This is a genomic window from Collimonas fungivorans, assembly GCF_001584145.1.
Classification (GTDB): domain Bacteria; phylum Pseudomonadota; class Gammaproteobacteria; order Burkholderiales; family Burkholderiaceae_D; genus Collimonas; species Collimonas fungivorans.
Map to the genome: position 1 here is coordinate 4,147,415 of NZ_CP013232.1, position 22,197 is coordinate 4,169,611.

Below are 22,197 nucleotides of genomic sequence, written 5' to 3' on the forward strand. Positions count from 1 at the left end.
TAGCGACTTATTTAGCGACTTCAATCACCACCTTGCCAAAGTGGCCGGCCTGCTCCAGGTAGGTATAAGCTTCGCGCGCCTGCTGGAACGGAAACACCTTGTCCACCACCGGCTGTATCGCCGCCACTTCCACGAACCGGTTGAGATCCTCCAGCATCTCGCGGCTGCCGACAAAAATGCCTGACAAACGTTTGGCGCCGCCGATCAGGGCGAACGGATCCAGCTCGCCGCCGAAACCGCTGACGCCGCCGATGATAGCAATCGTGCCGCCCATCCTGGTGCTGCGGATGGAGCGCGCCAGCGTGCCTTGGCCGCCGACTTCCAGCACCAGGTCGACCCCCGTGCCGCCGTTGAGGCGCAGCACTTCATCTTGCCATTCAGGCGTATTGCGGTAATTGATGGTGGCGCTGGCGCCCAGGGCGCGTGCACGCTCCAGCTTGGCGTCGCTGGACGAGGTGATGATGGTGCGCAAGCCGGCCGCCTTGGCCAGTTGCAGCGCCCAGATCGACACGCCGCCGGTGCCCAGCAGCAGCACGCTGTCGCCGGCCCTGAGACCGCCTTCGACGAACAAGGCGTTCCAGGCGGTGACGCCGGCGCACGGCAAGGTCGCGGCCTGGATATAGTCCAGGTGCGGCGGAATCGCCACCCAGGATTCTTCGCCCAGCACCACTTCTTCGGCCAGCACGCCGTCGGTGACGGCGCCAAGCGCGCGGGCGCTGTTGCGCGGAGTCGGCGCGCCGCTGATCCAGTCCGGGAAGAACGATCCGGCGACCCGGTCGCCGACGCGGAAGCGGCTCACCGCGGCCCCTACTTCGATCACTTCGCCGGCGCCGTCCGAGCCTGGGATCACAGGCTTGTCGCCAGTGCTGAGATAAGAGCCGTCGGCGATCATCAAGTCGCGGTAATTGAGCGATACCGCACGCATGCGGACGCGTACCTGATGTGCTGCCAGCGGCGCGCTGTCACGCTGGGTCCGCTCCAGTCCTGCAATCTTTTGCCCTGCCTGAATTTGATAAGCCTGCATGGAAATCTCCTGTTCGTTTCACACACCATCTGTGCCTGGCCGCCGCAATGTCAGCGACGGGATTGGCTGTTATGATATAGGTTCTTATTTTTCTTCAGTGGCGGCATTTTTTACTTAGTATGTAGCCCAAATGGATACAATAAAATGAGTGATCGCTTGCATGGCATCAGTGCTTTTGTCGAGGCGGTGGAAGCCGGCAGCTTTGCACTGGCCGCGGAACGCATGCGGCTGACGCGCTCGGCGGTGGGCAAAAGCATCGCGCGGCTGGAGCAGCGCCTGGGCGTACGCCTGTTTCAACGGACCACGCGCAGCCAGAGCCTGACCGAAGACGGCCAGGCGTATTACGAACGTTGCGTGCGCGCGCTGGCGGAGCTGGATGCCGGCGCCTCGGCGCTGGACAGCGGCAAAAGCGAAGCTATCGGGCGTTTGCGCGTCAGCGTGCCGGTGCTGTTCGGCCGCCATTGTGTGGCGCCGGTGCTGCTGGCCCTGGCGCGGCGCCACCCGCGGCTGGCGATCGAAATCTCGTTCAGCGACCGGGTGGAAGATCTGGTGGAAGAAAAATACGATCTGGCGATACGCGTCGGCAGCCTGCCCGACAGCTCCACCCTGGTCGCGCGCCGCCTCGCCACGCAAGACATGTCGATCTGCGCCGCGCCCTCTTACCTGGCTGCGCACGGCAAGCCTGCCAACGTGGCTGAGATGAGCCGGCATGTGGGTATTGCCTACGGCCGCGCCGGCCGCCTGGAGCCTTGGCGCGTGCGCGACAGCACCGGCCAGGTGCACAAGCCGCAAGTGGATATCCGCCTGGTATTCGACGACCTGCAAGCCATCGCCGATGCCGCGGTGGCCGGCGCCGGGCTGGCCTGGCTGCCTTGCTGGCTGATGTCGAAACATGCTGCCGCCGGTGAACTGGTGCTGGTGATCGACAGCGAAAGCGTGCTGCCTACCGAGATCTATGTAGTGTGGCCGCAGTCGCGTTATCTGCCGACCAAGACACGGGTGGCGATTGACGCCCTGGTGGCGGAAATTCCGCCGATGATGGGGCACATGCAGCGCCCCAAAACAACGGCAAACGACAAAGCTGCTAGTGCCCCAGCACGCCAAACTGCCAGGCAAAAAACACCAGCAATCCAGCCATGATGGTGAGCAGCTGCCGCCGCGTCGTGGCGCACACCAGGACCGTGGCGATGGCGGCAACCAGCTGCGGATTGCGCCAGCTCAGCTCAAGGCCTTGATCGTGCGGCGCCAGCACCATCGGCACGATGATCGCCGTCAGCACGGTGACCGGCACAAAGGCCAGCGCTTCTTTCAGCCAGATCGGAAAGGCGGCGCGCTCGCCAAGCATGAAGATCGCAGCCTTGATGAATACCGTGATCAACGCCATGCCGATGATCATCCACGTGTAGTACATCATGTTTTGCTCCCTGCCGCGCGGCGCAGCGCCTGCCAGTGCGACAGCGCCAGGCCGACGCCGACGCCGGCCAGGATCGCCGCCAGCAGCCCCAGCTTATAAGGCAGGTCGCGCAAGAACCAGGCGAAGGCGCCGGCGGCCACTGCGGCAGCCAGCTGCGGCAGACGAAACAGTTGCGGCACCACGATCGCGATGAATGTCGCCACCATCGCAAAATCCAGTCCGAGGGTCTGCAATTGCGGAAAGGCTGTGCCGAACAGCAAACCGAGCAAGGTCCACAACTGCCAGTTGCCGTACATCGACAAGCCCGATCCGAGGAAATACCAATGCCCTTGCGGGGTATGCGCGTGCTTCAGGTAGTAGGCGTTCATCACGGCGAAGGTTTCGTCGGTCAGCAGGAAACCTAGCAGGAAGCGCCAGCGCGCCGGCAAATGGCTGACGTGCGGCAGCAGGGTCGCCGCATACAGCATGTGGCGCAGGTTGACGATGAAGGTAGCCATCCAGATCACCAGCAAACCGACCTGCCCCGCCGCCAGGCCGACCGCGATGAACTGGCTGGAGCCGGCGAACACGCCGAGCGACATCAGCTGGCCTTGCCAAGGAACGAGCGGGCCGGCGGCAACCAGCGCGCCGAAAATCACGCCGAACGGCGCCGCACCGACCATCATCGGGATGGTATCGCGGGCGCCGGCGGCAAAACTGGACAGGGAAGTGGGATGCGGCATAAGCTATTCCTTTGTGATGCCGGAATAGTAATGGCAAACGTCAATTTTCACCACCGGGAGTTTGTTTGAAAACGATAGGCCTTATCGGCGGCATGAGCTGGGAATCGACCGTGCCCTACTACCGCCAGATCAACCAGGCGGTCAAGCAGCAGCTGGGCGGGCTGCATTCCGCAAAAATCATTCTCTACAGCGTTGATTTCCACGAGATAGAACGTCTGCAGCATGCCGGCGACTGGGACGCCGCCGGCGCCAGGATGGCCGATGCGGCACAGGCGCTGGAACGGGCCGGCGCCGACTTCCTGGTGTTGTGCACCAACACCATGCACAAGGTCGCAGCCGCGATCGAAGCTGCTACCGCCATTCCCTTGTTCCACATCGCGGATCCCACCGCCGAAGAAATCAAGAAGGCAGGTTTGTCGAAGATAGGCCTGCTCGGCACCCGCTTCACCATGGAGCAGGCGTTCTACAAAGACCGCCTGCAGCAACGCCACGGGCTGCAGATATTGACGCCCGGGCCGGAGGAACGCGAGCTGGTCCATCGCATCATCTACGACGAGCTTTGCCTGGGCCAGGTGAATGAGGCATCACGCGCGGAATACCGCGGGGTGATTGCAAGCCTGGTGGCGCAAGGAGCGCAGGCGATCATCCTTGGCTGCACCGAGATCTCGCTGCTGATCGGCGCCGCGGATTCGGCGGTGCCGTTGTTCGACACCACCAGCATCCACGCGCGCAAGGCCGCGGACTGGGCGCTCGCCGCAACATGATGTCTGCGGCGCCAGCAACCGCTGCTGAAGGCGGACCGATTTTTATTTAGGTATGGGATCGGTCGCCATGGCCTTGTCGCGGGCCTCGGTCGCTTCCTGTTTCTGTTCTTTCATCTCCGATTTCGCTTCTGCTTTTTCTACTTTCATGTTTGCCTTCGCAGTTTTTTTCTTGGCCTTGTATTCTGCCTTGGCATCGCTGTCGGCTTGCCGTTTTTGCACCAGCGGATCGGTCGAAGTTGCGCGTGTATCGGCGCTGACGGCCGGCGCCGGAGCAGCGTCTTCGGCAGGCGCCGTGGTTTGGGCCTGGGCCAGGTTGATGCAGAGCAGCGCCGAAGCAGCCAGCATGATGGTATGAATGTTTTTCATGACAAGTCCTTTATAAAGATGATCCTGGAGTCCGGTGCGAACAATTGGCGCCGAGGCAAACACGCCGTGCCGACAGACCGCAAGATCGATTTATCGTACCGACACGCAATCAAGGTTAATGGCAAATCCGGATCAGTTTTGTGCGCTAGGCAACTTAGCGCATCAACCCTAAAAAACTGCGCTATCCCTTTCTGCATGCGGCTTTGCGGCCGATCTGCAACCCCGCGGCGGATATGGCCGGGCACTAAAACTACAGATTCAAACTTTACATTCGCGGAATTTTGCACAAAGATATAAGCGTCAGCAGTTCATTTTTCATTTTTTGATGGTGGCGGTTTTGACATGCTGGCCCCATCCGATGGAGAGAATATGTTACTTAAACACGCACTTATCGTTACAGCAATTGCCATGATCGCGGTCAGCGGGTGTAAAAAAACGGATGACCCTAATGCTCCTGCAACAGCCACCCCTCCGGCAACACAGCAAGCAATGCCCCCAGTGGCTCCGCCAGCCCCCGCCCCGTCGGCTCCTGACGCTACGCCGGCCACACCAGCTGCATCGGGCGCCAGTTCTGGCACCTAGCAGACCGCGGTTGGCGCCACAGGGCGTCAACCGCATTTTTTCAAGGCTGGATGACTATCCGACTTGCCTTTGCGGACTTGCCTTTGTGTCAGTGCATTCCTACAGCAGAAGAAGACAAGCGCTGATTTCGCAATTCCCGCCCCGGTGCAATGATCAATACACAGCAGTACAAACCACATCCTCAAAGGAGATGGCGATGGCTTACGTATTGAACAATTGCGACACCCTGAAAAAGGGCGCGAAAAATAACGCAGCGGTACTGTCGGTCCTGCGCGGGGAGAGCATGGGCGAACTGATCCAGCCCGGCACGCAAAACCTCACCTCGCTCCGCATTGCCGGCCTGTATGGCCACAATCCTCTGCAAAACCACATACTCGATGCCCTGCCGCCTGAAGATTTCAGGCGCTTGCTGCCGCACCTGGAATTTGTCGCGATGCCGTTCGGCATGACGGTATGCGAAGCGGACAGCCAGATACGTCACATCTATTTCCTCACCAGCAGCATCATTTCCCTGCTGCATGACATGAAAGACGGCAGCTCGGCCGAAACCGCCGTGATCGGCAACGAAGGCGCGCTGGGCGTGACCCTGTTCATGGGTGGCGGCAAGAGCCTGAACCGGGCGACCGTGAAAAGCGCGGGTTACGGATTCCGTCTGAAGGCCAGCATCCTGGCGGAAGAATTCGCCCGCGGCGGCGCCTTGCAGCAGTTGTTGCTGCGCTATACCCAGACCCTGCTTGCGCAAATGTCGCAAACCGCCGTGTGCAACCGCCATCACAGCGTGCCGCAGCAGCTGTGCCGCAGCCTGCTGCTGACGCTGGACCGCCTGCCTGGCAACGAAATCAGCGTCACGCAAAGCTCGATAGCCGCGATGCTGGGCGTGCGGCGCGAATCCATCGCTGAAGCGGCCGGCAAACTGCAAGAAGACGGCTTGATCCAGTATGCGCGCGGACACTTGACGGTGCTGGACCGGAGCGGCCTGGAAGCGCGGGCTTGCGAATGCTACCTGGGATTGAAGCACGACTATCACGACACGCTCAGCGAGAAAAAAGTCTCATAGGGCGTCTTCGGCATGCACCTGCGTCCTTTTCTCCAGGCATGACCGCCAAGGGCGCTGCCACGCTTGTACGTCCGCGCCGTTGAGGTACACTTGGCTGGCGTCACGACGAAAAGAGAGGCATCAACATACTCTTGTCCGATAGGAAATCGATATTCCACTGCCAATGAAAAGATTGTGAAAAGAACATTCCACCATTCTTTGCCGGCCTTCATCACGATCATCTTCGCCCTCTGCGCCGTCATCCTGATCGGCAACGCCATCAGTCTCTATAACAATCTGCTGTCCTTACGCAACACCAATAGCTGGATAGAACATTCCTGGGACGTAAAAGACCGCCTGAAAAACGTCAACGTGCTGATCATGGATGCTGAAAGCAGCCTGCGCGGCTATTATTTATCCGGCAATAAGATCTACCTGGGCCCCTGGCAGACAGCCCAGGAGAAAATCGAACCGGAATTCAAGGCGATGGCTGAACTGCTGAAGGACAACCCGGTTCAAAGCAAAAGCCTGGCCGAGCTGAAAACGCTGTTCGACAAAAAAATGCAGCTGATGAAGGAAGGCCTTGCCGCATTCAACGACGGCGGACTGGAACAGATAGTGATGCTGGCAAAAACCGCGGAAGGCCGCAGCACCATGGACGAGATCCGCTTGCAGGTGATCATCATGGAACGCGAAGAGAATGCCCTGCTGGCTGCCCGCAGCGGCAGTTTCTACCAGCGCTACCAGATTGCCATGGCGGTGGGCATGGCGATCAATATCATCGCCCTGCTGGTGCTAATCTTGTTTTACCAGCTGATCGCCCGCAGTTTTTTCAAAAGGCTGGCGGCAGAACGGGAACTGAAAGCCAGCAACGAACATCTTGAGGCGCGTGTCCTGGAGCGCACGGAGCAGCTATCGATATTGTCGCGGCATCTGATCAATGTGTCGGAACAGGAGAAGGCCAAGCTGGCGCGCGAGTTGCATGATGAACTGGGTTCCAACCTGACCGTGCTTGCCATGGATATTTCGATGGTGACCGAAAAGCTGCGGCAAATCCAGCCGGAACTGGCTGAGCGCCTGCAGCGCGCGAGCGCCACGATCAAGACCACCATCGGCCTGAAACGCCGCATCATAGAAAATTTGCGGCCCAGCATTCTGGACACCATGGGACTGGCGGCTTCCTTGATGGAACAAGCCAGCGAATTTGAAAAATTCAGCAACTTGCGGGTTAATACCGATATCACCGAGGATTTTGACAAAATCGATCCGTCCATGGCGATTGCCTTGTTCCGCATTGCCCAGGAAGCCCTGACCAATGTCGCAAAATATGCGCAGGCGACGCAGGTCTGGATTTCGCTGCAGGCGGCAGACCAGGGCCTGCGCCTGCGGATTGCCGATGACGGCATCGGCATTGCCGCGGAAGCGTTGAAAAAATCGAAAGCGCATGGCGTGATCGGCATGCGTGAACGGATGCTGCTGCTGGGTGGCAACCTGACGGTGGCCCCTGCCGCAAACGGCAGGGGCACCGTGGTCGATGCCCATCTCCCGCTCAACCGGCCGGCGACGCAAGCCGACGCCCCGGCCGCCGGATAAGAACGGGAAAAACCCTACATGGGCTTTTGCCCGTTGATAATCCGCAGAAGCACCATGATGATGGCGACCACCAGCAAAATATGGATGAAGCCGCCGATTGTATAAGACGTGACCAGGCCAATCAGCCACAAGATGACAAGTACTACAGCGATGGTATATAGCATGGCTGCCCCCGTTATTGTCCCACCAGGATTACCTTGTCCGCCACGGTCGGCAGACAAGGGCAACGGCCTGCTGCGAGGACAGTGCTGCCTGTACCTCGTTGCGCAGGAGTCCGTGAACAAATCGTAATACCGGAAGAGCAGGACAGATATCGGAGCAATGCTGATATCTGTGTAGGAAAAAATGAAGCAACTTGCCGGGTTGCCACAGCGGCCGGCTGTCTGTGCCACCGGCCGCTGTGATGTGGATGCCGTCAGTCGGCTGACGGTTCAGGTGGATTGCCAGCCACCGGAGCCGGCGCCAGGTGCATGTCCAGCACCTTGGTCAGAAAACCCCAGCGGTCAGCGACTTCCTCAATCTGCTTCGAGGTCGGCTTGCCGGCGCCATGGCCGGCCTTGGTGTCGATGCGTATCAGCACCGGCGCCGCGCCCGCCTGGTCGGCCTGCTCGGTGGCGGCAAACTTGAAGCTGTGCGCCGGCACCACCCGGTCATCGTGATCGGCGGTGGTCACCAGCGTGGCCGGATAACAGGTGCCCGGCTTCAGGTTGTGCAGCGGCGAGTAGGCATACAAGGCCTTGAACTCGTCAGCGTTATCGGAAGAACCGTAGTCCGAAGTCCAGCCCCAGCCGATGGTGAATTTATGGAAGCGCAGCATGTCCATCACGCCGACTGCCGGGATCGCCGCGGCAAACAGATCCGGCCGTTGCACCATGGTGGCGCCGACCAGCAGGCCGCCGTTGCTGCCGCCGCCGATCGCCAGCTTCTGCGGCGAGGTATATTTATTGGCGATCAGCCACTGCGCCGCGCCGATGAAATCGTCGAACACGTTTTGCTTCTGCAGCTTGGTGCCGGCTTCATGCCAGGCCTTGCCGTACTCGCCGCCGCCACGCAGGTTAGGCAAGGCGTACACGCCGCCCATTTCCATCCATGCCAGGTTGGGCACCGAGAACGCCGGCGTCAGCGAAATGTTGAAACCGCCGTAACCGTACAGGTAAGTCGGGTTGCTGCCATCCAGCTTCAAGCCTTTTTTGGAGACGATAAACATCGGCACACGGGTGCCATCCTTGCTGCTGTAGAAAACCTGGCGCGTTTCGAAAGCACCCGGATCAAAATCGACCTTCGGCTGCCGGTACAAGCTGCTCTTGCCGCTGGTCACGTCATACCGGTAAATGGCGGCAGGCGTGGTAAAGCTGGTAAACGAATAGAAGGTTTCCTTGTCGTGGCGCTTGCCGCCGAAACCGCTGGCAGAACCTATCCCAGGCAGGTCGACCTCGCGCACCGGCTTGCCGTCCAGCGTGAATACCTTGACCTGGCTGCGCGCATCTTTCAGGTAATCCAGCAGCAGGCGCTGGCCGACCACGTTCGCGCCTTGCAAGGTTTGCTCAGCCTCGGGCACGATCACCTGCCATTTTCCGGCTTCGGGATGGCGCGTGTCGATTGCGATAATCCGGCCCTTGGGTGCATCTTTGTTGGAATTGAACAGGAACACCGGGCCATCGTTGTCGATGAAATCGTAAGAAGCATCAAAATCGTCGAGCAGCGGCAGCATTTTTGCATCTTTCTTGCGCAGGTCCTTGTAGTACACGCGATTCTTTTGTTCGGTGCCTTGCGAAATGCTGACGATCAGGTACTTGCCGTCGTCGGTGACGTGGCCGGCGAAACCCCATTCCTTCTGGTCCGGCCTGTCGTAGACCAGGACATCGTTATCCTGGGAAGTGCCGAGCTTATGGAAATACAGTTTTTGGAAATAATTGACGTCGGCCAGCTTGGTGGCTTCTTTCGGTGCGTCGTAACGGCTATAGAAAAAACCGGAGCTGTCGTGGGCCCAGGATGCGCCCGAAAATTTTACCCACTGCAAATGGTCGGCAGTGTCCTTGCCGCTTTCGATATCGCGCACTTTCCACTCGTTCCAGTCGGAACCCGAAGCGGCCGTGCCATAGGCCAGGTATTTACCGTTCGGACTGACCGCAATCCCTGCCAGCGCCACCGTGCCGTCGGTCGCCAGCTTGTTCGGATCGAGCAGCAAACGCGGCTCATCATCGAGTTGCTTGACGGTGTATAGCACCGCCTGGTTTTGCAGGCCGTCGTTACGGTTGAAAAAATAGCGCCCGCCTTCCTTGAAGGGCACGCTGAAGCGCTCGAAATTCCACAGCTTGGTAAGCCGCTCGCGAATCGCTGTGCGCGCCGGGATTTTTTCGAGGAAGCCCTGCGTCAGTGCATTTTGCGCCTCTATCCACGCCTTGGTATCGTCGCTGTTGCCGTTTTCCAGCCAGCGGTAAGGGTCGGCTACCTTGATGCCGTGATAATCGTCTACCTGGTCGGTTTTTTTGCTGACCGGATAAGTCAGGGTCTGGCCGCCCGCAGGGCATTGCTGGGCGATGCCGTTGCCGCTGGCGAGGACGACAGATAGAGCTAGTGAGTATTTTAGGTGCATGTTTTGTCCGTTGTGATTTGGATGAAATCAGATGAGCAAAGCTGGTGAGATGCGCCGCTGGCTGGTGGCTGCGGCGCAAGCCGCATACATTAGCATCGATTGCAGGCGATGCCTATCGGTGATAGTTGCCTTTCCGAAAGCAAATATGCTATCGTGCATTTCTAAAATGTAACGCCATGTAGCACGCAGCCATCTGCGCGAGCGTGCCACGATTCGGGGTTACGAATTCCAATTTCCAGAGACAAAGAAACCAGCCATGAAAACACTATTTGCTTGCGCATTTATCCTGCCCGTTCTGTCTGCATGCGCAATCGACGCCGCCGACCAGAGCGTCGCCGACAACCAGGAAAACGTCTACACCACCGGCAGCAACCTGCCATCCAGACAAACCAAGAAGTCCAATATACAGACGCTTTCGCCCGAGCAAGCCAAGGACATGATTCCACCGGTAGCGCCTAGAGGTCCCAAGGGCTAAAAGCGCCAGCCTGAGTCCCCGATGGAGGAAGCCTGTCATGGCTTTCTCCATAAAAAAACAGAGTCGCTGCGATCACTCGCAAACGACTCTGTTTTTCATCGCCCGATCCTGTTCCGGATCAATTGAGCGGATGGTTCACTTGCACGATCCACAGCCGCGCCAGGTCGGCTGTGCCGTCAGTGCCTTGCACCGACTTGAACGCCTGGATCGCCTTGTCTTTCTGCCCGGCCAGCTGGTAAGCAATGCCCAGGTGCAGCTTGGCGTCCTCAGGACGCTTGAGGCCCCCCTTCTTCAGGCCGTTCTCCATCAGCCCCAGGCCTTTGTCAAACTGGCCGGCGGTGACCAGCGCATAACCAAGGTTGAGCTGGCCGGTGCCTTCCTTGCTGGCGTTGACAGAAGCTTCAGTTTGCGCCAGTGTCCTCTGATCGTCGGCCATTCCTTTGCTGGCCTGGTCGCGCAGGCGCTTTTGCTTGGCGGCGTCAGGGCCGCTGCCCAGCACGCCTGACTGAAAACCCTGGTCCAGCGTTTTCTTGGCTTCCGCCGGGAATCCCCCCAGCAACGCCAGTTGCGCTACATCGGTAAATTCGGCGCTGGTCTGCAACTGCGCTGTCGCGGCTTTCAAGCGATACAGGTCGAGCGTCAGATGGTCGGAGAAGCCCGGCTTGGACTGAATGCGGCTGAGTATATCGAGCCAGTATTCCTTCTTCGGATAATAGGTGTTGAGTTTTTCCAGCGAACTCAGGTATGCCTGTTTGTCGTTGCTCTTGAGTGCGCAACTGACCAGCAATTTCAAGTTTATCTCGCTCGGCGTGCGACCGGCGCTTTCATCCGCGGCGATATCTTTCTGCAGCTCGGTGGTAGCGCGCGGAATGTCATTGCTCAGATAGTAAGACTGGATCAGCAGGGTGCGGGTTTGCGGATCATTGCCGTTTTCCTTGAGCGAACGCGATAGCCACTCGATGGCTTTAGGATATTTTTCCGCATCGTAGTACAAGCTGCCCAGCGCCTGCACGATCTTGGCCTGCTCCGCCGGCGCCAGGCGTCCCGACGCGATCACGGCTTCAAACGATTTGCCTGCCAGGTCTGTATCCCCGGCGCGCGCCGCGGCGGCGCCGCGCAGGCGATCGATGGCATAGACTTCATATGGCGTCTTGTCGGCGACCGCATCGGTTTCGGCGATCTTGGCCAGTGCTTCCTTGAATTTTTCTTCCTTGAGCAGTGCCTGCGCTGCCTGCAGCGGTGTGCCGATTTCGGGACGCACGGTCTCTGCCTTGGCGCTGTCATCCGCGGCATAAGCCTGCGGAACCACGCCAGCCATGGGTAGCGCGGCGGTCAGGCCGACTGCCGCCAACAGCACGAAAATTGGTGCAAACCGTAGTTTTGGTAATTTGGACATAGCGATTCTTTCAATCGAAAAAACGAAAATAGGCAGGGATATGACCCTGCCTATTTTCTGGTGCAAAAAACAAATGCTATTGATTACTCCATGAACTGCTCATTGCCGACGATGCCGATCTTGGTGACGCCCAGCCGCTGCGCCGACGCCATCACGGCAGCCACCGACTTGTACTCCACCAGCTTGTTCGGCCGCAGGTGCACTTCATCGATATTGCCGCCGGCAACCACCGTTTTCAGGCGATCTTCCAGTTCCGCGCGGTTCGCCATCGGCGTACCGTTCCACATCACTGTGCCGGTCGGATCGATATCCACCGTGTCGACCACCGGCAAAGCCAGTGGCGGCGGCGGATTACCGGTCGGCATGTTCAGCTTGATCGCATGATTCTGGATCGGAATCGTGATGATCAGCATGATGATCAGCACCAGCATGACGTCGATCAGCGGCGTCATGTTCATTTCCATCATCGGTTCCGGATCGTTGGCGTTGCCGCCGGAAGAACCTACATTCATACCCATTCAAATACTCCTAATGTTTCGAACGTCCTGCCTAATCAGTTGGGGACAGAGTAATTCGTCGCCCTCCGGCGCCTCTTAAACTCTGTCCCGCAAATGGTATGGCTTAATTCCGCGCAGGCGGTTCGGTAATAAAACCGATCTTGGCGATACCCGCCCGTTGCGCCGTCAGGATCACCTTGCCAATATATTCGTACTTGGTTTGCTGATCGCCGCGGATATGCAGTTCCGGTTGCGGCACGATGACCGCCACTTCCTTCAGCTTGGCCAGCAAGGTCGTGGTGTTCGGCACCAGTTGCTCGTTCCAGAACATGTCGCCTTGCTTATTGACCGCCAGGTTGATGTTCTCCGGCTTGGTTTTATAAGGTTCGTCGAATTCGTTCGGCAGCTTCACTGGAATCGTATGCGTCACCACCGGAATCGTGATCAGGAAGATGATCAGCAAGACCAACATGACGTCGACCAGCGGCGTCGTGTTGATCGTGCCGATCACTTCGTCTTCATCCCCATCGGGAGAGCCGAGTGACATCGCCATGATCAGCCAACCTTTTTATTGATATGGGCGACCTGGACCGCCGAGCTCGAGGACATCACGCCGCTCAGCAGGACCGAGTGCAGGTCGGCGCTGAACGAACGGATTTCTTCCATGGCGCTCTTGTTGCGGCGAACCAGCCAGTTGTAACCCAGAACCGCAGGCACAGCCACTGCCAGACCGATCGCGGTCATGATCAGCGCTTCACCGACCGGACCGGCAACCTTGTCGATCGAGGCCTGGCCGGCGATACCGATCGCTGTCAGCGCATGGTAAATACCCCAGACGGTACCGAACAGACCGACGAACGGTGCGGTCGAACCGACTGTTGCCAAAAATGCCAGGCCGTCTTGCAGGCGGCTTTGGACTTTTTCCACCGAACGCTGGATCGACATGGTGACCCAGGTGTTCAGGTCGATCTGTTCCAGCAAGGCGCCGTCATGGTGCTGGGTCGAGTTCACGCCGTTTTGGGCGATGAAACGGTAAGCGCTGTTTGGCTTGAGGCCGGAGACGCCTGCCTCAACGCTAGCGGCTTTCCAGAATGTCTTTTGTGCATTTTTTGCCTGGCCCATCAGTTTCACCTGCTCGATCAGCTTGGTGATGATGATGTACCAGCTACCCATCGACATCAGCACCAGGATGATCAGGGTGCCGCGGGCGACGAAGTCGCCGCCTTTCCACAGGGCGTCCAGGCCGTATGGATTATCAACGGTTTCCTTGGCTGCCGGCTGTGGCGGCGGGGTTGGGGTATCTGCCAGCGATGCTGCTGCAGTGTCGGCCGCTTTCGGCGCATCCGCGGCTGCTGGAGCTGGAGCCGATGCTGCGGCTGGTGTTTGGGCGATTGCTGCCAGTGGCGCTGAGATCGTCGCGGCGGAGATCATCAGGGCGGTGACAAGGGCGGATAAGCGGTTACGAGTGATAGACATACTAATACTCCAAATTTTATAAATTAGATTGCTAGGATAACGGACAAGGTAGTGGTTCTACACTTTGATTATTCCAGCTTCCAGACATACTGCATTGTTGTCGTAGACTGCACAGGTTTGCCGTCAGCCATGGCAGGGGTGAAATGGCACAGGCTCCACGCTTTTACAGTGGCTCTGTCCAGATCCTTGAATCCGCTGCCTTTTTGAACTGTGGAATCGACCACGTTGCCGTCGGCTCCGATCGTCAGTTTGACAGTGACAGTACCCTCTTCTTCATTACGCAGCGAAGTCCGTGGATACTCCGGCTTTTCGCAGTTCCCAGCAATTTTTGCACTGGTATGCGAAGGCCCTGCCTCACCGGTGGTCGATGGCTGCGCTACCGAAGTAGGCAAGTCATTGGTCGGTGGTTTGACGTTTGTTACAGCTGCAATCACGTTATCTTGTGGCGGCGGCGTTACTTTTACCTCTGGTGGAGGTACGAAAGGCGGTGGTGGCGCAACCGATTTTGGCGGCGGCGGAACTACCTGTTTCGGTGGTGGTGGCGGCGGCGGCGGCTTGATCTCCTCGATGATCTTGGTTTCGACCGGTTGCTGGATGACCTCAACAACCTTACGGGCTAGCCCTGTCATCAATGCATAAACTAGAGCCACATGCAAAAGAACAACCACGCTGATGCCAACTATATTCTTGGAAGGGTTTCTCCCATCCTGCGTGAAATCCATGCCTCTTTCCTCCGATACTACATTATTCAATTGCTAAAACCACATGCAATCTGATGAGTGAACTACTAGTCAATCTACGGTTACGCAAAAATTGTACCAATCAGTCAGCGCCTGCTTTGCAAAATGATTCAGCACCGGGATAAACAATCATTCATTCTTTCATTGTTAATCCAACAAAAGAACATCTGGTCATTCTCCCCTAATTAGTGCGCATCTGTAAATACTACATCAATGCCTTATAAAACAGCAGAAAGATCGCTCTCAGCTTACCGATTCGGAAAAGCCAAAACCACCTGGAAAACTTCCCAGGTGGTTTGCTTGCGAAAAGAACTTAAGCCAATCGGTTCCTGCGATTAAAAGAACTGATAGTTGGCGCGGACGAAGAACGAACGGCCAATGGCGTCGCCATAACGGGAATCGTAACCATACTGGAAGTTGTCGGTCACGTTGGAACCCGGTGGGTCTGTATTGAGCAGGTTCTTGATGCCGGCAGTCAAGGTCAGGTTCTTGATGCCGCTATAGCTGCCCGACAGGTTATAACGTGTGTAAGAGCCGACATGATGGTCTTTGTAGGCATCTACGACGTTAGGACCGTTCTGATCCTGGTAACCGGTTGTATAGACCTGTTGCACTGCTGCACTCCATGGGCCTTGGCTCCAGTTGAGTGTAGCAGTATGGCGCCAGCGGAAAATCACGCCGCCGGCAGTACCTACACCGCCGCCGTAGACAGCCAGGTTGTTCAGGTATTGGCCGCCGATTTCGGATTGATAGTCGTACTGGGTGATGTAAGTGCCATCCAGCGACAGGCCGAAGTTACCCCATGCGGTCTTAGGCATGCGCCATGCAAAGCCAAGGTCGAAACCTTGTGTATGGACATTGCCCAAGTTGACGTTGGTGTTGAGGATATAGTTCAGCGAACCGTCCGGATTACGCACGTAGTCACCTGCGTACTTGACTGGGTCGTTGAAAATATCGGCTTCGGAAATCGTCGAGATCTGGTTCTTGATCTTGATGTTGAAGTAGTCGACCGAAGCAGTCACCGAAGGAATCGGCTCGATCACCATGCCCAGCGTGAAGGAATTCGATTTTTCCGGTTGCAGGTTCTTGTTGCCGCCTTGCAGCTTGAAGAATTGCTGGCCGCAATCGCGCGCTTCGACACCGCCCGCTGCAACAGTACCGCCTGGGCACAAGACTGGATCGTCGTATGCGCTGTTGGTGAATGTCTTCGAATTCGGATCATTCAGCTCATACAGGCTAGGAGCGCGGAAACCTGTGCTGTACGAAGTACGGAACATGATCTCTTTGGCAGGCTGGAAGCGGAAGCCAACCTTAGGGTTAAGCGTACCGCCGACGTCGCTGTACCTGTCGTAGCGTGCAGCTACCTGTGCTTCCAGGCTCTTCAGGATAGGGATGCTCAACTCGGTGAACAGCGCTTTCACGTTACGTGTGCCGGAAGACGACTGGGCATCTTGCGAACCAGTGCTGGAGTCCAGGTCGGCCAGTGCGTGGTCGACGTTGAAGTTTGCCTTTTCCTTGCGGAATTCGCCGCCGATCGCAAAACCTACCGCACCAGCTGGCAATTGGAACAGCTCGCGGCTAGCAGTGAAGTCGATCGATGTGGTTTGCGTACGCGCATCTTCATACGTACCGTACAGCTGGGCGCTGTTCATGAACGCGGTACCGGCTGCAGTTTGCGGGCCGAACGGATTCAAGGTGCCGTTCAGCAAGCCAACCTTGATCATGTCATTGTTCAAGTAGCCGCCAGCCAGGTTGTCTTCCGCCTTGCTAACCGAATAGGAAACGCCTGTCTTGTAGTCCCAGCCGAACTTCGTGCCTTCCAGGCTCAACAGCAAGCGGTCGGTGCTGTTCTTCGACTCGGTTACACGTTGACCGGCCGCTTCCGAGCGCCAGTTGAGCGACAACGGGCCGCCGCTGGCAGTCGCGTTGGCAGGCGTGATGCCATTGCCAGGGTAGAACGGGCTGCTGTTGGTGATGTAATAGTCGCTGCTGGTGCCGCTGACATCGCCGGCAAACACGTCGCCTGCGACATAGGTCTTGATCTTGCTTTGCGAGTGCAGGTATTCAATCGATGCGGTATTGTCCGCATCCAGCTTGAACGTACCCTTGCCCAGCAACGCGATTTCTTCGGTTTTCGGAATGATGCCGATATTTGCCTGGCTGTTGGTGCGGCAAATGCTACCCTTGTTGAACGCATATGGCGACACGGAACTGCAGTTGCCTGCATATGGATTGCCGCCGTTGCCGGAATTGATATCAGTGAAGTTGGCTGGGTAGGAATTGCCGCTGCTGGCGTTCAAGCCGACATTCGGATTCTGGCCGCCCAGTTTAGAGAAATCGCGATCGCTGGCTTTCACGCCGTTCTGGGTGTGGTAATCGATCACGCCAAAGAAGTTGTAGCGATCCTTGTCCAGGTCGCCGATACCGCCCGACAGGTTGAAACGCTTCTCGGCGCCGCCTGCTTGCTGCGGCAGGATGCCTTCAGCGCTCAGGTTCAGGCCGGTATAGGAACGTTTGGTGATGAAGTTGATCACGCCGCCGATGGCGTCGGTACCATAGATCGCGGAAGCACCGTCGCGCAGCACTTCAACGCGGTCCAGCGCGGCAATCGGGATCACGTTCAGGTCGACTGCAGAGCCGTCGAACGCGCTGTTGGCCAGACGGCGGCCGTTCAACAGCACCAGCGTCTTGTTGGAGCCCAGACCGCGCAAGTCAGCGGCTGCGCCAACGGTCTTGCCTGCGCCGACGTTGGATGAGGCATTGAATTGCGTCTGGTTGCCCGAAATATTGGACAGTACTTCAGCCGCTGTTGTCGATCCCATTTTGGTGAAATCGTCGGCCTTGATCACGGTGATCGGCGATACGCCTTCAGCCGCGAGCCGTTTAATCGATGAGCCAGTAATTTCGACCCGTTGCATTTGTTGTGGAGCATCGTCCGTCTTCGTCTCCTGCGCCTGCACTGAGTGGGCCAACAGACCTAGCCCCACAGCAACGCCGCCTGAAAACATCAGTCGCAGCGAACGTGGCAATCCCCGTTCCTTCATCATAACCAAACTCCCTATGGGTAAAAGTTAGAGTTGAAATTTAAGTTTTGTAGTAAATCTAAACACGATTTGTTAATCGCCTTCTGAGCGATGCGTCAAAAATCTTTTCACAACAACGACCAAAAAGCAGATTTTCTTTCGCGTGCAAAACCAGTACTGGCAGTTATTTTTCTGGACCCAATTTGTGATTGTTTGCCAGAAATATTTCCACCGACACCTACAAGCAAAAAACATGCCACATGATGTAATGCAGCTAAAATAGTGTATCCTAAAAAAAATAAAAGCTGCATTTAATTTGGTAACGCCGGCGATACTGTTGCTTATATACGCCAAATAACAAATACGCATATGGGTATAAGTAAAAATGCATAGGTCGATTTAACGGCGCAAACAAGCCATTTCTCATTAGAATACGGAACGATTAAATGCCCGTAGGGCAAGAAAAAAGAATTTGAACCATGTGGAACTTTAAGCAATTCGACCGATCGTGCATTGCACCAATATTGCTCGTTTTTGGTATCGCAGGTGCAGCATTTCCAGTGCAAGCAGGCAATAATCCGGCAGATCCGTCCAAAGTGGTGCGTGTCGCATTGCAAGCCGCGGACGATGGCTTTGATCTGGTACGCACCTACAACGCCTACTCCAACTGGGTATCCGAAGCCATTTTCGAGCGTTTGCTGACCTACGACTACCTGGCGCGGCCAGCCAAGCTGGTGCCTGGAACCGCAGAGGCCATGCCGGAGGTAAGCGACGGTGGCAAGACTTATGTTTTCCACGTCAAAAAAGGCATTTACTTCGCCCCCGACCCTGCCTTCAAAGGCGTGCGGCGCGAACTGACGGCAGAGGACTATGCCTATACCTTCAAGCGCTTCCTAGACCCCAAGAATCGCTCGCCATCCGCCAACGTCTTGCAGGGCAAGATCGTCGGCATGGACGAGCTGATCGCCAAGGCTGCCAAAACCGGCCGCTTTGACTACGATGCGCCGATAGCCGGCCTGCAGACGCCCGACCGCTATACCTTGCAGATCAAGCTCAACGCGCCTGACTACAACTTCCTGTACGTCATGGGGTTCAACGGCTTTGGCGCCCAGGCGCGCGAAGCCGTCGACGCCTACGGCGACCGGACGCCGGCGCACCCGGTTGGCACCGGCCCTTACATGCTGCAGGAATACGTCCCGCGCAGCAAAATCGTGCTGGTCGCCAATCCCGAATACCGCGGTTACACCTGGGATTTCAAATCGTCCGGCTCGGCCTGGGACGATCAGCTGGTGCATGACATGAAGGGCAAGAAAATGCCGCAGGTCGGCCGTGTCGAAATCAATATCATCGAAGAAGAGCAGTCGCGCTGGCTGGCTTTCCAGGACAAACAGATCGATTTCGACTACCTGCCCCAGGCTGCGGCGCCGACTGTCCTCGACGGGAAAAAGCTCAAGCAATCTTTCGTCGATCAAGGCATTACCTTGGACACCGTGACCGAACCAGGCGTCGTCTACATCTTCATGAACTTCAGAGACCCTCTGATCGGCGGCGACAGCCTCGAGAAAAATGCCCTGAGACGCGCAATTGCCATGGTGTACAACGTCAAGGATGAAATCAGCCAGGCCCGTCTCGGCTTGGCGGTCAAAGCGGAAATGGCTATTCCCGAAGGCGTGATCGGCCACGATCCGAACTACCGCAACAGCATTTCCTACGATCCGGCGCTGGCAAACAAATTGCTTGATCGCTTTGGTTACAAGCGCGGCGCCGACGGTTACCGCACCCTGCCCGACGGCAAGCCGCTGACTTTGAAAATCACGACTGAGTCGAGCGCAATCAATACTGTTTTTTCGGAGATATGGAAGCGCGGACTAGATAAAATCGGCATTCGCGTGGATTTTCCGGTGAGTAATTTTGCCGACAACCTGAAGGCCGCCACCGAATGCAAGCTGATGATGTGGAATGGCTCGTGGAATGCGGACTACCCGGAAGGCGACAATTTCATGCAGCTGCTGTACGGCCCGAATGTGGGACAAGGCAACAACGGCTGCTACAGCTCGCCGGCCTATGACGCCCTGTATGTCAAAGCCCGGGCGACACCTCCCGGACCGGAGCGCAACCAGCTGTATATCGACATGAGCCGCCAGATGGAAGCCGATACCGCCTGGGTGCTGACAACCTCACGTTTGCGCAACTGGATGATACGGCCGTGGATCAAGGGCTTCAAGCGCCACCCTATCCTGCAGGCAGACTGGGAATACCTGGATGTTGAAAAACACTAGAAAAGCTGCAATTTTTGCAATAGTATCGATTTGCTTATCTATCTTGATCATCTATCTTTTTACGCCGGATTCTGTACTATGCCGCCTTGACCTCGAACGCGCGCAGACCGTCAGGCATAAAAACCAATGAAAACGAAGGAGACCATGAAATGAATGAATTCCAGCCTAGCGCCATAGGCTACGCAGTCCGGCTTTAACGGATTTTTAGTGGGAAACAGAAACTATTGATCGCCTATCTGCTTACCGGCAGAGAACTGCGATGTCATCGGAGATGACGCTGTTTTGTGATCAGGATAAGCCATCTTGATCGCGGACAGAAAATAACCACTTGCTCAAAAGGCATAAAAAAATGATCCGTAAAATGTCGAAATTCGTCCAGCTCAAACATCTGTTCATAGCGCCCATGCTGGCGCTCGCTGCCGTCGCCGGCAGCGCCGAAGCCAACCCGGCCGATCCAACAAAAGTGATAAGAACCGCATTCGAAGCCGCAGACGATGGCTTCGACATGGCGCGCACCCAGAATTTCTATTCCGGCTGGGTCAGCGAAGTCATCTTTGAACCCTTGGTCACCTATGATTACCTTGCGCGCCCGGCCAAGCTGGTGCCCAAGACAGTGGAAGCGATGCCGGAAATCAGCGAGGATGGCAAGACCTACACCTTCCACATCAAGAAGGGCATTTATTTCGCTCCCGACCCGGCTTTCAAAGGAGTACGGCGGGAATTGACCGCCGAAGACTACATTTACACGTTCAAGCGCGTGCTTGACCCGAAAAACCGCTCACCGTCCGCCAATTTCCTGGCAGGCAAGATTGCCGGCCTTGACGAATTGGCCGCACAAGCGCAGAAAACCGGCCATTTCAACTATGAAGCGCCGCTAGCCGGCTTGCAGGCGCCGGACCGCTACACCCTCAAGGTCGTGCTCAACGCCAAGGACTACAACTTCCTGAACGTGGTCGCTTACAGCGCCTTTGGCGCCGTGGCGCATGAGGTGGTCGATGCCTATGGCCAGCAAACCGGCCAACACCCGGTGGGGACCGGCGCCTACATGCTGGAGCAGTATGTCCCGCGCAGCAAAATCGTCCTCGTCGCCAACCCTGAGTTCCGCGGATATACCTGGGACTTCAAGCCCTCTGCCGACGCCATCGACAAACAGGTCATCAAGGACATGCAAGGCAAGAAAATGCCGCAGATCGGCAGGGTCGAGGTCAGCATCATCGAAGAAAACCAGTCGCGCTGGCTGGCGTTCCAGGGCAAGCAGATCGATTTCGACAAGATGCCCGATACCGCAGCGCTCAGCGTGCTGGACGGCGACAAACTCAAGCCCGCCTATGCCGAACAAGGCATTCAGCTGCAACGCGTAGTCGATACCGGGATTACTTACACTGTCCTGAACATGAAAGACCCCGTCATAGGCGGCTACAGCAACGAAAAGATTGCATTGCGGCGCGCCATAGCGATGGCATACAACAACAAGGAAGAAGCCTCTTTGTTGCGCAACGGCCAGGCCATGAAACTGGAAATGATCATTGCGCCAGGCGTCGGCGGCTATGATCCGTCGTACCGCACCAGCATCGATTACGATCCCGCGCTGGCCAATAAACTGCTCGATCATTTCGGCTACAAGCGCGGCGCCGATGGCTACCGCACCATGCCCGACGGCTCCCCGCTGCTGCTCAAGTACACCTCCAACCAGGGTGGAATCGGCCAGGAAATGTCCGAGCTCTGGAAACGCGGTCTGGACCTGATCGGCATCAAGACCAAATTCATCGTCAGCAATTTTGCCGATAACCTGAAAGCAGCGACCTCATGCGAACTGATGATGTGGGGCGCGGCCTGGATGGCCGACTATCCGGAAGCAGAGAATTTCCTGCAATTGCTGTATGGGCCGAACTCCGGCCACGGCAACCACGGCTGCTACCAGTCCCCCACTTTCGACTCTCTCTACGCCAAGGCCATGGCCCTGCCGCTCGGCGCCGAACGCAACCAGATCTATCTGCAGATGAACCGGCAGTTCGAGGCCGACACGGCCTGGGTCCTGAACACCACCCGTATCCGCAGCTGGCTGGTGCGGCCGTGGGTCAAGGGTTTCAAGAAGCATCCTATCCTGCACACAGAGTGGCCGTACATCGATGTCGAAAAACACTAATCCATCACTTATTCGGTAACAGACAATCCAGCTGCGGCAAACATCGCCCGCCGCAGCTCCAGTTTATT

General features: G+C 57.1%; 20 protein-coding genes. 7 read left to right on the top strand and 13 right to left on the bottom strand.

Annotated elements, in window-relative coordinates; genetic code table 11:
- Positions 1 to 7 precede the first annotated feature (7 nt).
- Entirely contained in the window at positions 8 to 1,024 is a 1,017-nt protein-coding gene (locus CFter6_RS18005; RefSeq protein WP_061541088.1) for a zinc-dependent alcohol dehydrogenase family protein, read from the bottom strand.
- A 144-nt stretch (positions 1,025 to 1,168) separates the two neighbouring features.
- Here CFter6_RS18005 and CFter6_RS18010 point away from each other — a divergent pair, with 144 nt between their 5' ends.
- Positions 1,169 to 2,164: a LysR family transcriptional regulator gene (locus CFter6_RS18010; RefSeq protein ID WP_061541089.1), complete on the top strand. Its 996-nt coding sequence runs from the start codon at positions 1,169 to 1,171 to the stop codon at positions 2,162 to 2,164.
- Here CFter6_RS18010 and CFter6_RS18015 read toward each other — a convergent pair.
- Positions 2,109 to 2,435, bottom strand: coding sequence for an AzlD domain-containing protein (locus CFter6_RS18015; protein WP_061541090.1), 327 nt, complete (start codon positions 2,433 to 2,435; stop codon positions 2,109 to 2,111). The two genes, CFter6_RS18010 and CFter6_RS18015, sit on opposite strands and share 56 nt — an antisense overlap.
- Positions 2,435 to 3,160, bottom strand: coding sequence for an AzlC family ABC transporter permease (locus tag CFter6_RS18020; protein ID WP_061541091.1), 726 nt, complete (start codon positions 3,158 to 3,160; stop codon positions 2,435 to 2,437). The genes CFter6_RS18015 and CFter6_RS18020 overlap by 1 nt, the downstream gene beginning before the upstream one ends.
- A 65-nt stretch (positions 3,161 to 3,225) precedes the next feature.
- Between CFter6_RS18020 and CFter6_RS18025 the strand changes: the two genes are divergently transcribed.
- Positions 3,226 to 3,924 carry an aspartate/glutamate racemase family protein gene (locus tag CFter6_RS18025; RefSeq protein WP_061541092.1) on the top strand — a complete coding sequence of 233 codons (699 nt, stop codon included), beginning with the start codon at positions 3,226 to 3,228 and terminating at the stop codon, positions 3,922 to 3,924.
- A gap of 42 nt (positions 3,925 to 3,966) precedes the next feature.
- On the opposite strand, the gene CFter6_RS18030 is transcribed toward CFter6_RS18025, so the two are convergent.
- On the bottom strand, positions 3,967 to 4,290 hold the full coding sequence (locus CFter6_RS18030) for a hypothetical protein (protein ID WP_061541093.1): 324 nt from the start codon (positions 4,288 to 4,290) through the stop codon (positions 3,967 to 3,969).
- A 772-nt stretch (positions 4,291 to 5,062) separates the two neighbouring features.
- Here CFter6_RS18030 and CFter6_RS18035 point away from each other — a divergent pair.
- Together CFter6_RS18035 and CFter6_RS18040 are read left to right on the top strand one after the other, a co-directional pair.
- The gene (locus tag CFter6_RS18035; RefSeq protein WP_236904369.1) at positions 5,063 to 5,929 is read left to right on the top strand and encodes a Crp/Fnr family transcriptional regulator; all 867 of its coding nucleotides are present in this window, start codon (positions 5,063 to 5,065) and stop codon (positions 5,927 to 5,929) included.
- 174 nt (positions 5,930 to 6,103) lie between these two features.
- Positions 6,104 to 7,501 carry a CHASE3 domain-containing protein gene (locus CFter6_RS18040; RefSeq protein ID WP_061541094.1) on the top strand — a complete coding sequence of 466 codons (1,398 nt, stop codon included), beginning with the start codon at positions 6,104 to 6,106 and terminating at the stop codon, positions 7,499 to 7,501.
- Positions 7,502 to 7,515: 14 nt separating this feature from the next.
- Here CFter6_RS18040 and CFter6_RS25730 read toward each other — a convergent pair whose 3' ends face one another.
- Both CFter6_RS25730 and CFter6_RS18045 read right to left on the bottom strand, forming a co-directional pair.
- The gene (locus CFter6_RS25730; RefSeq protein ID WP_150118914.1) at positions 7,516 to 7,665 is read right to left on the bottom strand and encodes a lmo0937 family membrane protein; all 150 of its coding nucleotides are present in this window, start codon (positions 7,663 to 7,665) and stop codon (positions 7,516 to 7,518) included.
- A gap of 251 nt (positions 7,666 to 7,916) precedes the next feature.
- A complete protein-coding gene (locus tag CFter6_RS18045) occupies positions 7,917 to 10,097 on the bottom strand; it encodes a prolyl oligopeptidase family serine peptidase (protein ID WP_205631408.1) in 2,181 nt (726 codons plus the stop codon).
- Between the two features lie 256 nt (positions 10,098 to 10,353).
- Between CFter6_RS18045 and CFter6_RS18050 the strand changes: the two genes are divergently transcribed.
- Complete coding sequence (locus CFter6_RS18050) at positions 10,354 to 10,572, top strand: hypothetical protein (protein ID WP_061541095.1); 219 nt, start codon at positions 10,354 to 10,356, stop codon at positions 10,570 to 10,572.
- Positions 10,573 to 10,690: 118 nt separating this feature from the next.
- Here CFter6_RS18050 and CFter6_RS18055 read toward each other — a convergent pair whose 3' ends face one another.
- From CFter6_RS18055 to CFter6_RS25735, 7 genes are all read right to left on the bottom strand, one after another.
- Positions 10,691 to 11,968, bottom strand: coding sequence for a tetratricopeptide repeat protein (locus CFter6_RS18055; protein WP_236904371.1), 1,278 nt, complete (start codon positions 11,966 to 11,968; stop codon positions 10,691 to 10,693).
- 83 nt (positions 11,969 to 12,051) lie between these two features.
- Positions 12,052 to 12,486: an ExbD/TolR family protein gene (locus CFter6_RS18060; RefSeq protein ID WP_085959144.1), complete on the bottom strand. Its 435-nt coding sequence runs from the start codon at positions 12,484 to 12,486 to the stop codon at positions 12,052 to 12,054.
- 103 nt (positions 12,487 to 12,589) lie between these two features.
- Positions 12,590 to 13,018: an ExbD/TolR family protein gene (locus CFter6_RS18065; RefSeq protein WP_061532667.1), complete on the bottom strand. Its 429-nt coding sequence runs from the start codon at positions 13,016 to 13,018 to the stop codon at positions 12,590 to 12,592.
- Positions 13,019 to 13,020: 2 nt separating this feature from the next.
- On the bottom strand, positions 13,021 to 13,941 hold the full coding sequence (locus tag CFter6_RS18070; RefSeq protein WP_050808611.1) for a MotA/TolQ/ExbB proton channel family protein: 921 nt from the start codon (positions 13,939 to 13,941) through the stop codon (positions 13,021 to 13,023).
- A 68-nt stretch (positions 13,942 to 14,009) separates the two neighbouring features.
- On the bottom strand, positions 14,010 to 14,663 hold the full coding sequence (locus CFter6_RS18075; RefSeq protein ID WP_061541097.1) for an energy transducer TonB: 654 nt from the start codon (positions 14,661 to 14,663) through the stop codon (positions 14,010 to 14,012).
- A gap of 353 nt (positions 14,664 to 15,016) precedes the next feature.
- Positions 15,017 to 17,599 carry a TonB-dependent receptor gene (locus CFter6_RS18080; protein ID WP_335340290.1) on the bottom strand — a complete coding sequence of 861 codons (2,583 nt, stop codon included), beginning with the start codon at positions 17,597 to 17,599 and terminating at the stop codon, positions 15,017 to 15,019.
- A gap of 233 nt (positions 17,600 to 17,832) precedes the next feature.
- Positions 17,833 to 18,015, bottom strand: a complete 183-nt coding sequence (locus tag CFter6_RS25735) for a hypothetical protein (protein WP_147356119.1) — start codon at positions 18,013 to 18,015, stop codon at positions 17,833 to 17,835.
- A 249-nt stretch (positions 18,016 to 18,264) separates the two neighbouring features.
- Here CFter6_RS25735 and CFter6_RS18085 point away from each other — a divergent pair, with 249 nt between their 5' ends.
- On the top strand, positions 18,265 to 19,983 hold the full coding sequence (locus CFter6_RS18085; RefSeq protein ID WP_236904373.1) for an ABC transporter substrate-binding protein: 1,719 nt from the start codon (positions 18,265 to 18,267) through the stop codon (positions 19,981 to 19,983).
- 361 nt (positions 19,984 to 20,344) lie between these two features.
- Positions 20,345 to 22,129, top strand: coding sequence for an ABC transporter substrate-binding protein (locus tag CFter6_RS18090; RefSeq protein WP_061542454.1), 1,785 nt, complete (start codon positions 20,345 to 20,347; stop codon positions 22,127 to 22,129).
- Positions 22,130 to 22,197 lie beyond the last annotated feature (68 nt).

Bases quoted from the DNA above. Each gene is read 5' to 3' on its own strand.
- CFter6_RS18005 (WP_061541088.1), bottom strand. From the start codon at position 1,024: ATGCAGGCTTATCAAATTCAGGCAGGGCAAAAGATTGCAGGACTGGAG.
- CFter6_RS18010 (WP_061541089.1), top strand. From the start codon at position 1,169: ATGAGTGATCGCTTGCATGGCATCAGTGCTTTTGTCGAGGCGGTGGAA.
- CFter6_RS18015 (WP_061541090.1), bottom strand. From the start codon at position 2,435: ATGTACTACACGTGGATGATCATCGGCATGGCGTTGATCACGGTATTC.
- CFter6_RS18020 (WP_061541091.1), bottom strand. From the start codon at position 3,160: ATGCCGCATCCCACTTCCCTGTCCAGTTTTGCCGCCGGCGCCCGCGAT.
- CFter6_RS18030 (WP_061541093.1), bottom strand. From the start codon at position 4,290: ATGAAAAACATTCATACCATCATGCTGGCTGCTTCGGCGCTGCTCTGC.
- CFter6_RS18035 (WP_236904369.1), top strand. From the start codon at position 5,063: ATGGCGATGGCTTACGTATTGAACAATTGCGACACCCTGAAAAAGGGC.
- CFter6_RS25730 (WP_150118914.1), bottom strand. From the start codon at position 7,665: ATGCTATATACCATCGCTGTAGTACTTGTCATCTTGTGGCTGATTGGC.
- CFter6_RS18045 (WP_205631408.1), bottom strand. From the start codon at position 10,097: ATGCACCTAAAATACTCACTAGCTCTATCTGTCGTCCTCGCCAGCGGC.
- CFter6_RS18050 (WP_061541095.1), top strand. From the start codon at position 10,354: ATGAAAACACTATTTGCTTGCGCATTTATCCTGCCCGTTCTGTCTGCA.
- CFter6_RS18055 (WP_236904371.1), bottom strand. From the start codon at position 11,968: ATGTCCAAATTACCAAAACTACGGTTTGCACCAATTTTCGTGCTGTTG.
- CFter6_RS18060 (WP_085959144.1), bottom strand. From the start codon at position 12,486: ATGGGTATGAATGTAGGTTCTTCCGGCGGCAACGCCAACGATCCGGAA.
- CFter6_RS18065 (WP_061532667.1), bottom strand. From the start codon at position 13,018: ATGGCGATGTCACTCGGCTCTCCCGATGGGGATGAAGACGAAGTGATC.
- CFter6_RS18070 (WP_050808611.1), bottom strand. From the start codon at position 13,941: ATGTCTATCACTCGTAACCGCTTATCCGCCCTTGTCACCGCCCTGATG.
- CFter6_RS18075 (WP_061541097.1), bottom strand. From the start codon at position 14,663: ATGGATTTCACGCAGGATGGGAGAAACCCTTCCAAGAATATAGTTGGC.
- CFter6_RS18080 (WP_335340290.1), bottom strand. From the start codon at position 17,599: ATGCAACGGGTCGAAATTACTGGCTCATCGATTAAACGGCTCGCGGCT.
- CFter6_RS25735 (WP_147356119.1), bottom strand. From the start codon at position 18,015: ATGCAGCTTTTATTTTTTTTAGGATACACTATTTTAGCTGCATTACAT.
- CFter6_RS18090 (WP_061542454.1), top strand. From the start codon at position 20,345: ATGTCGAAATTCGTCCAGCTCAAACATCTGTTCATAGCGCCCATGCTG.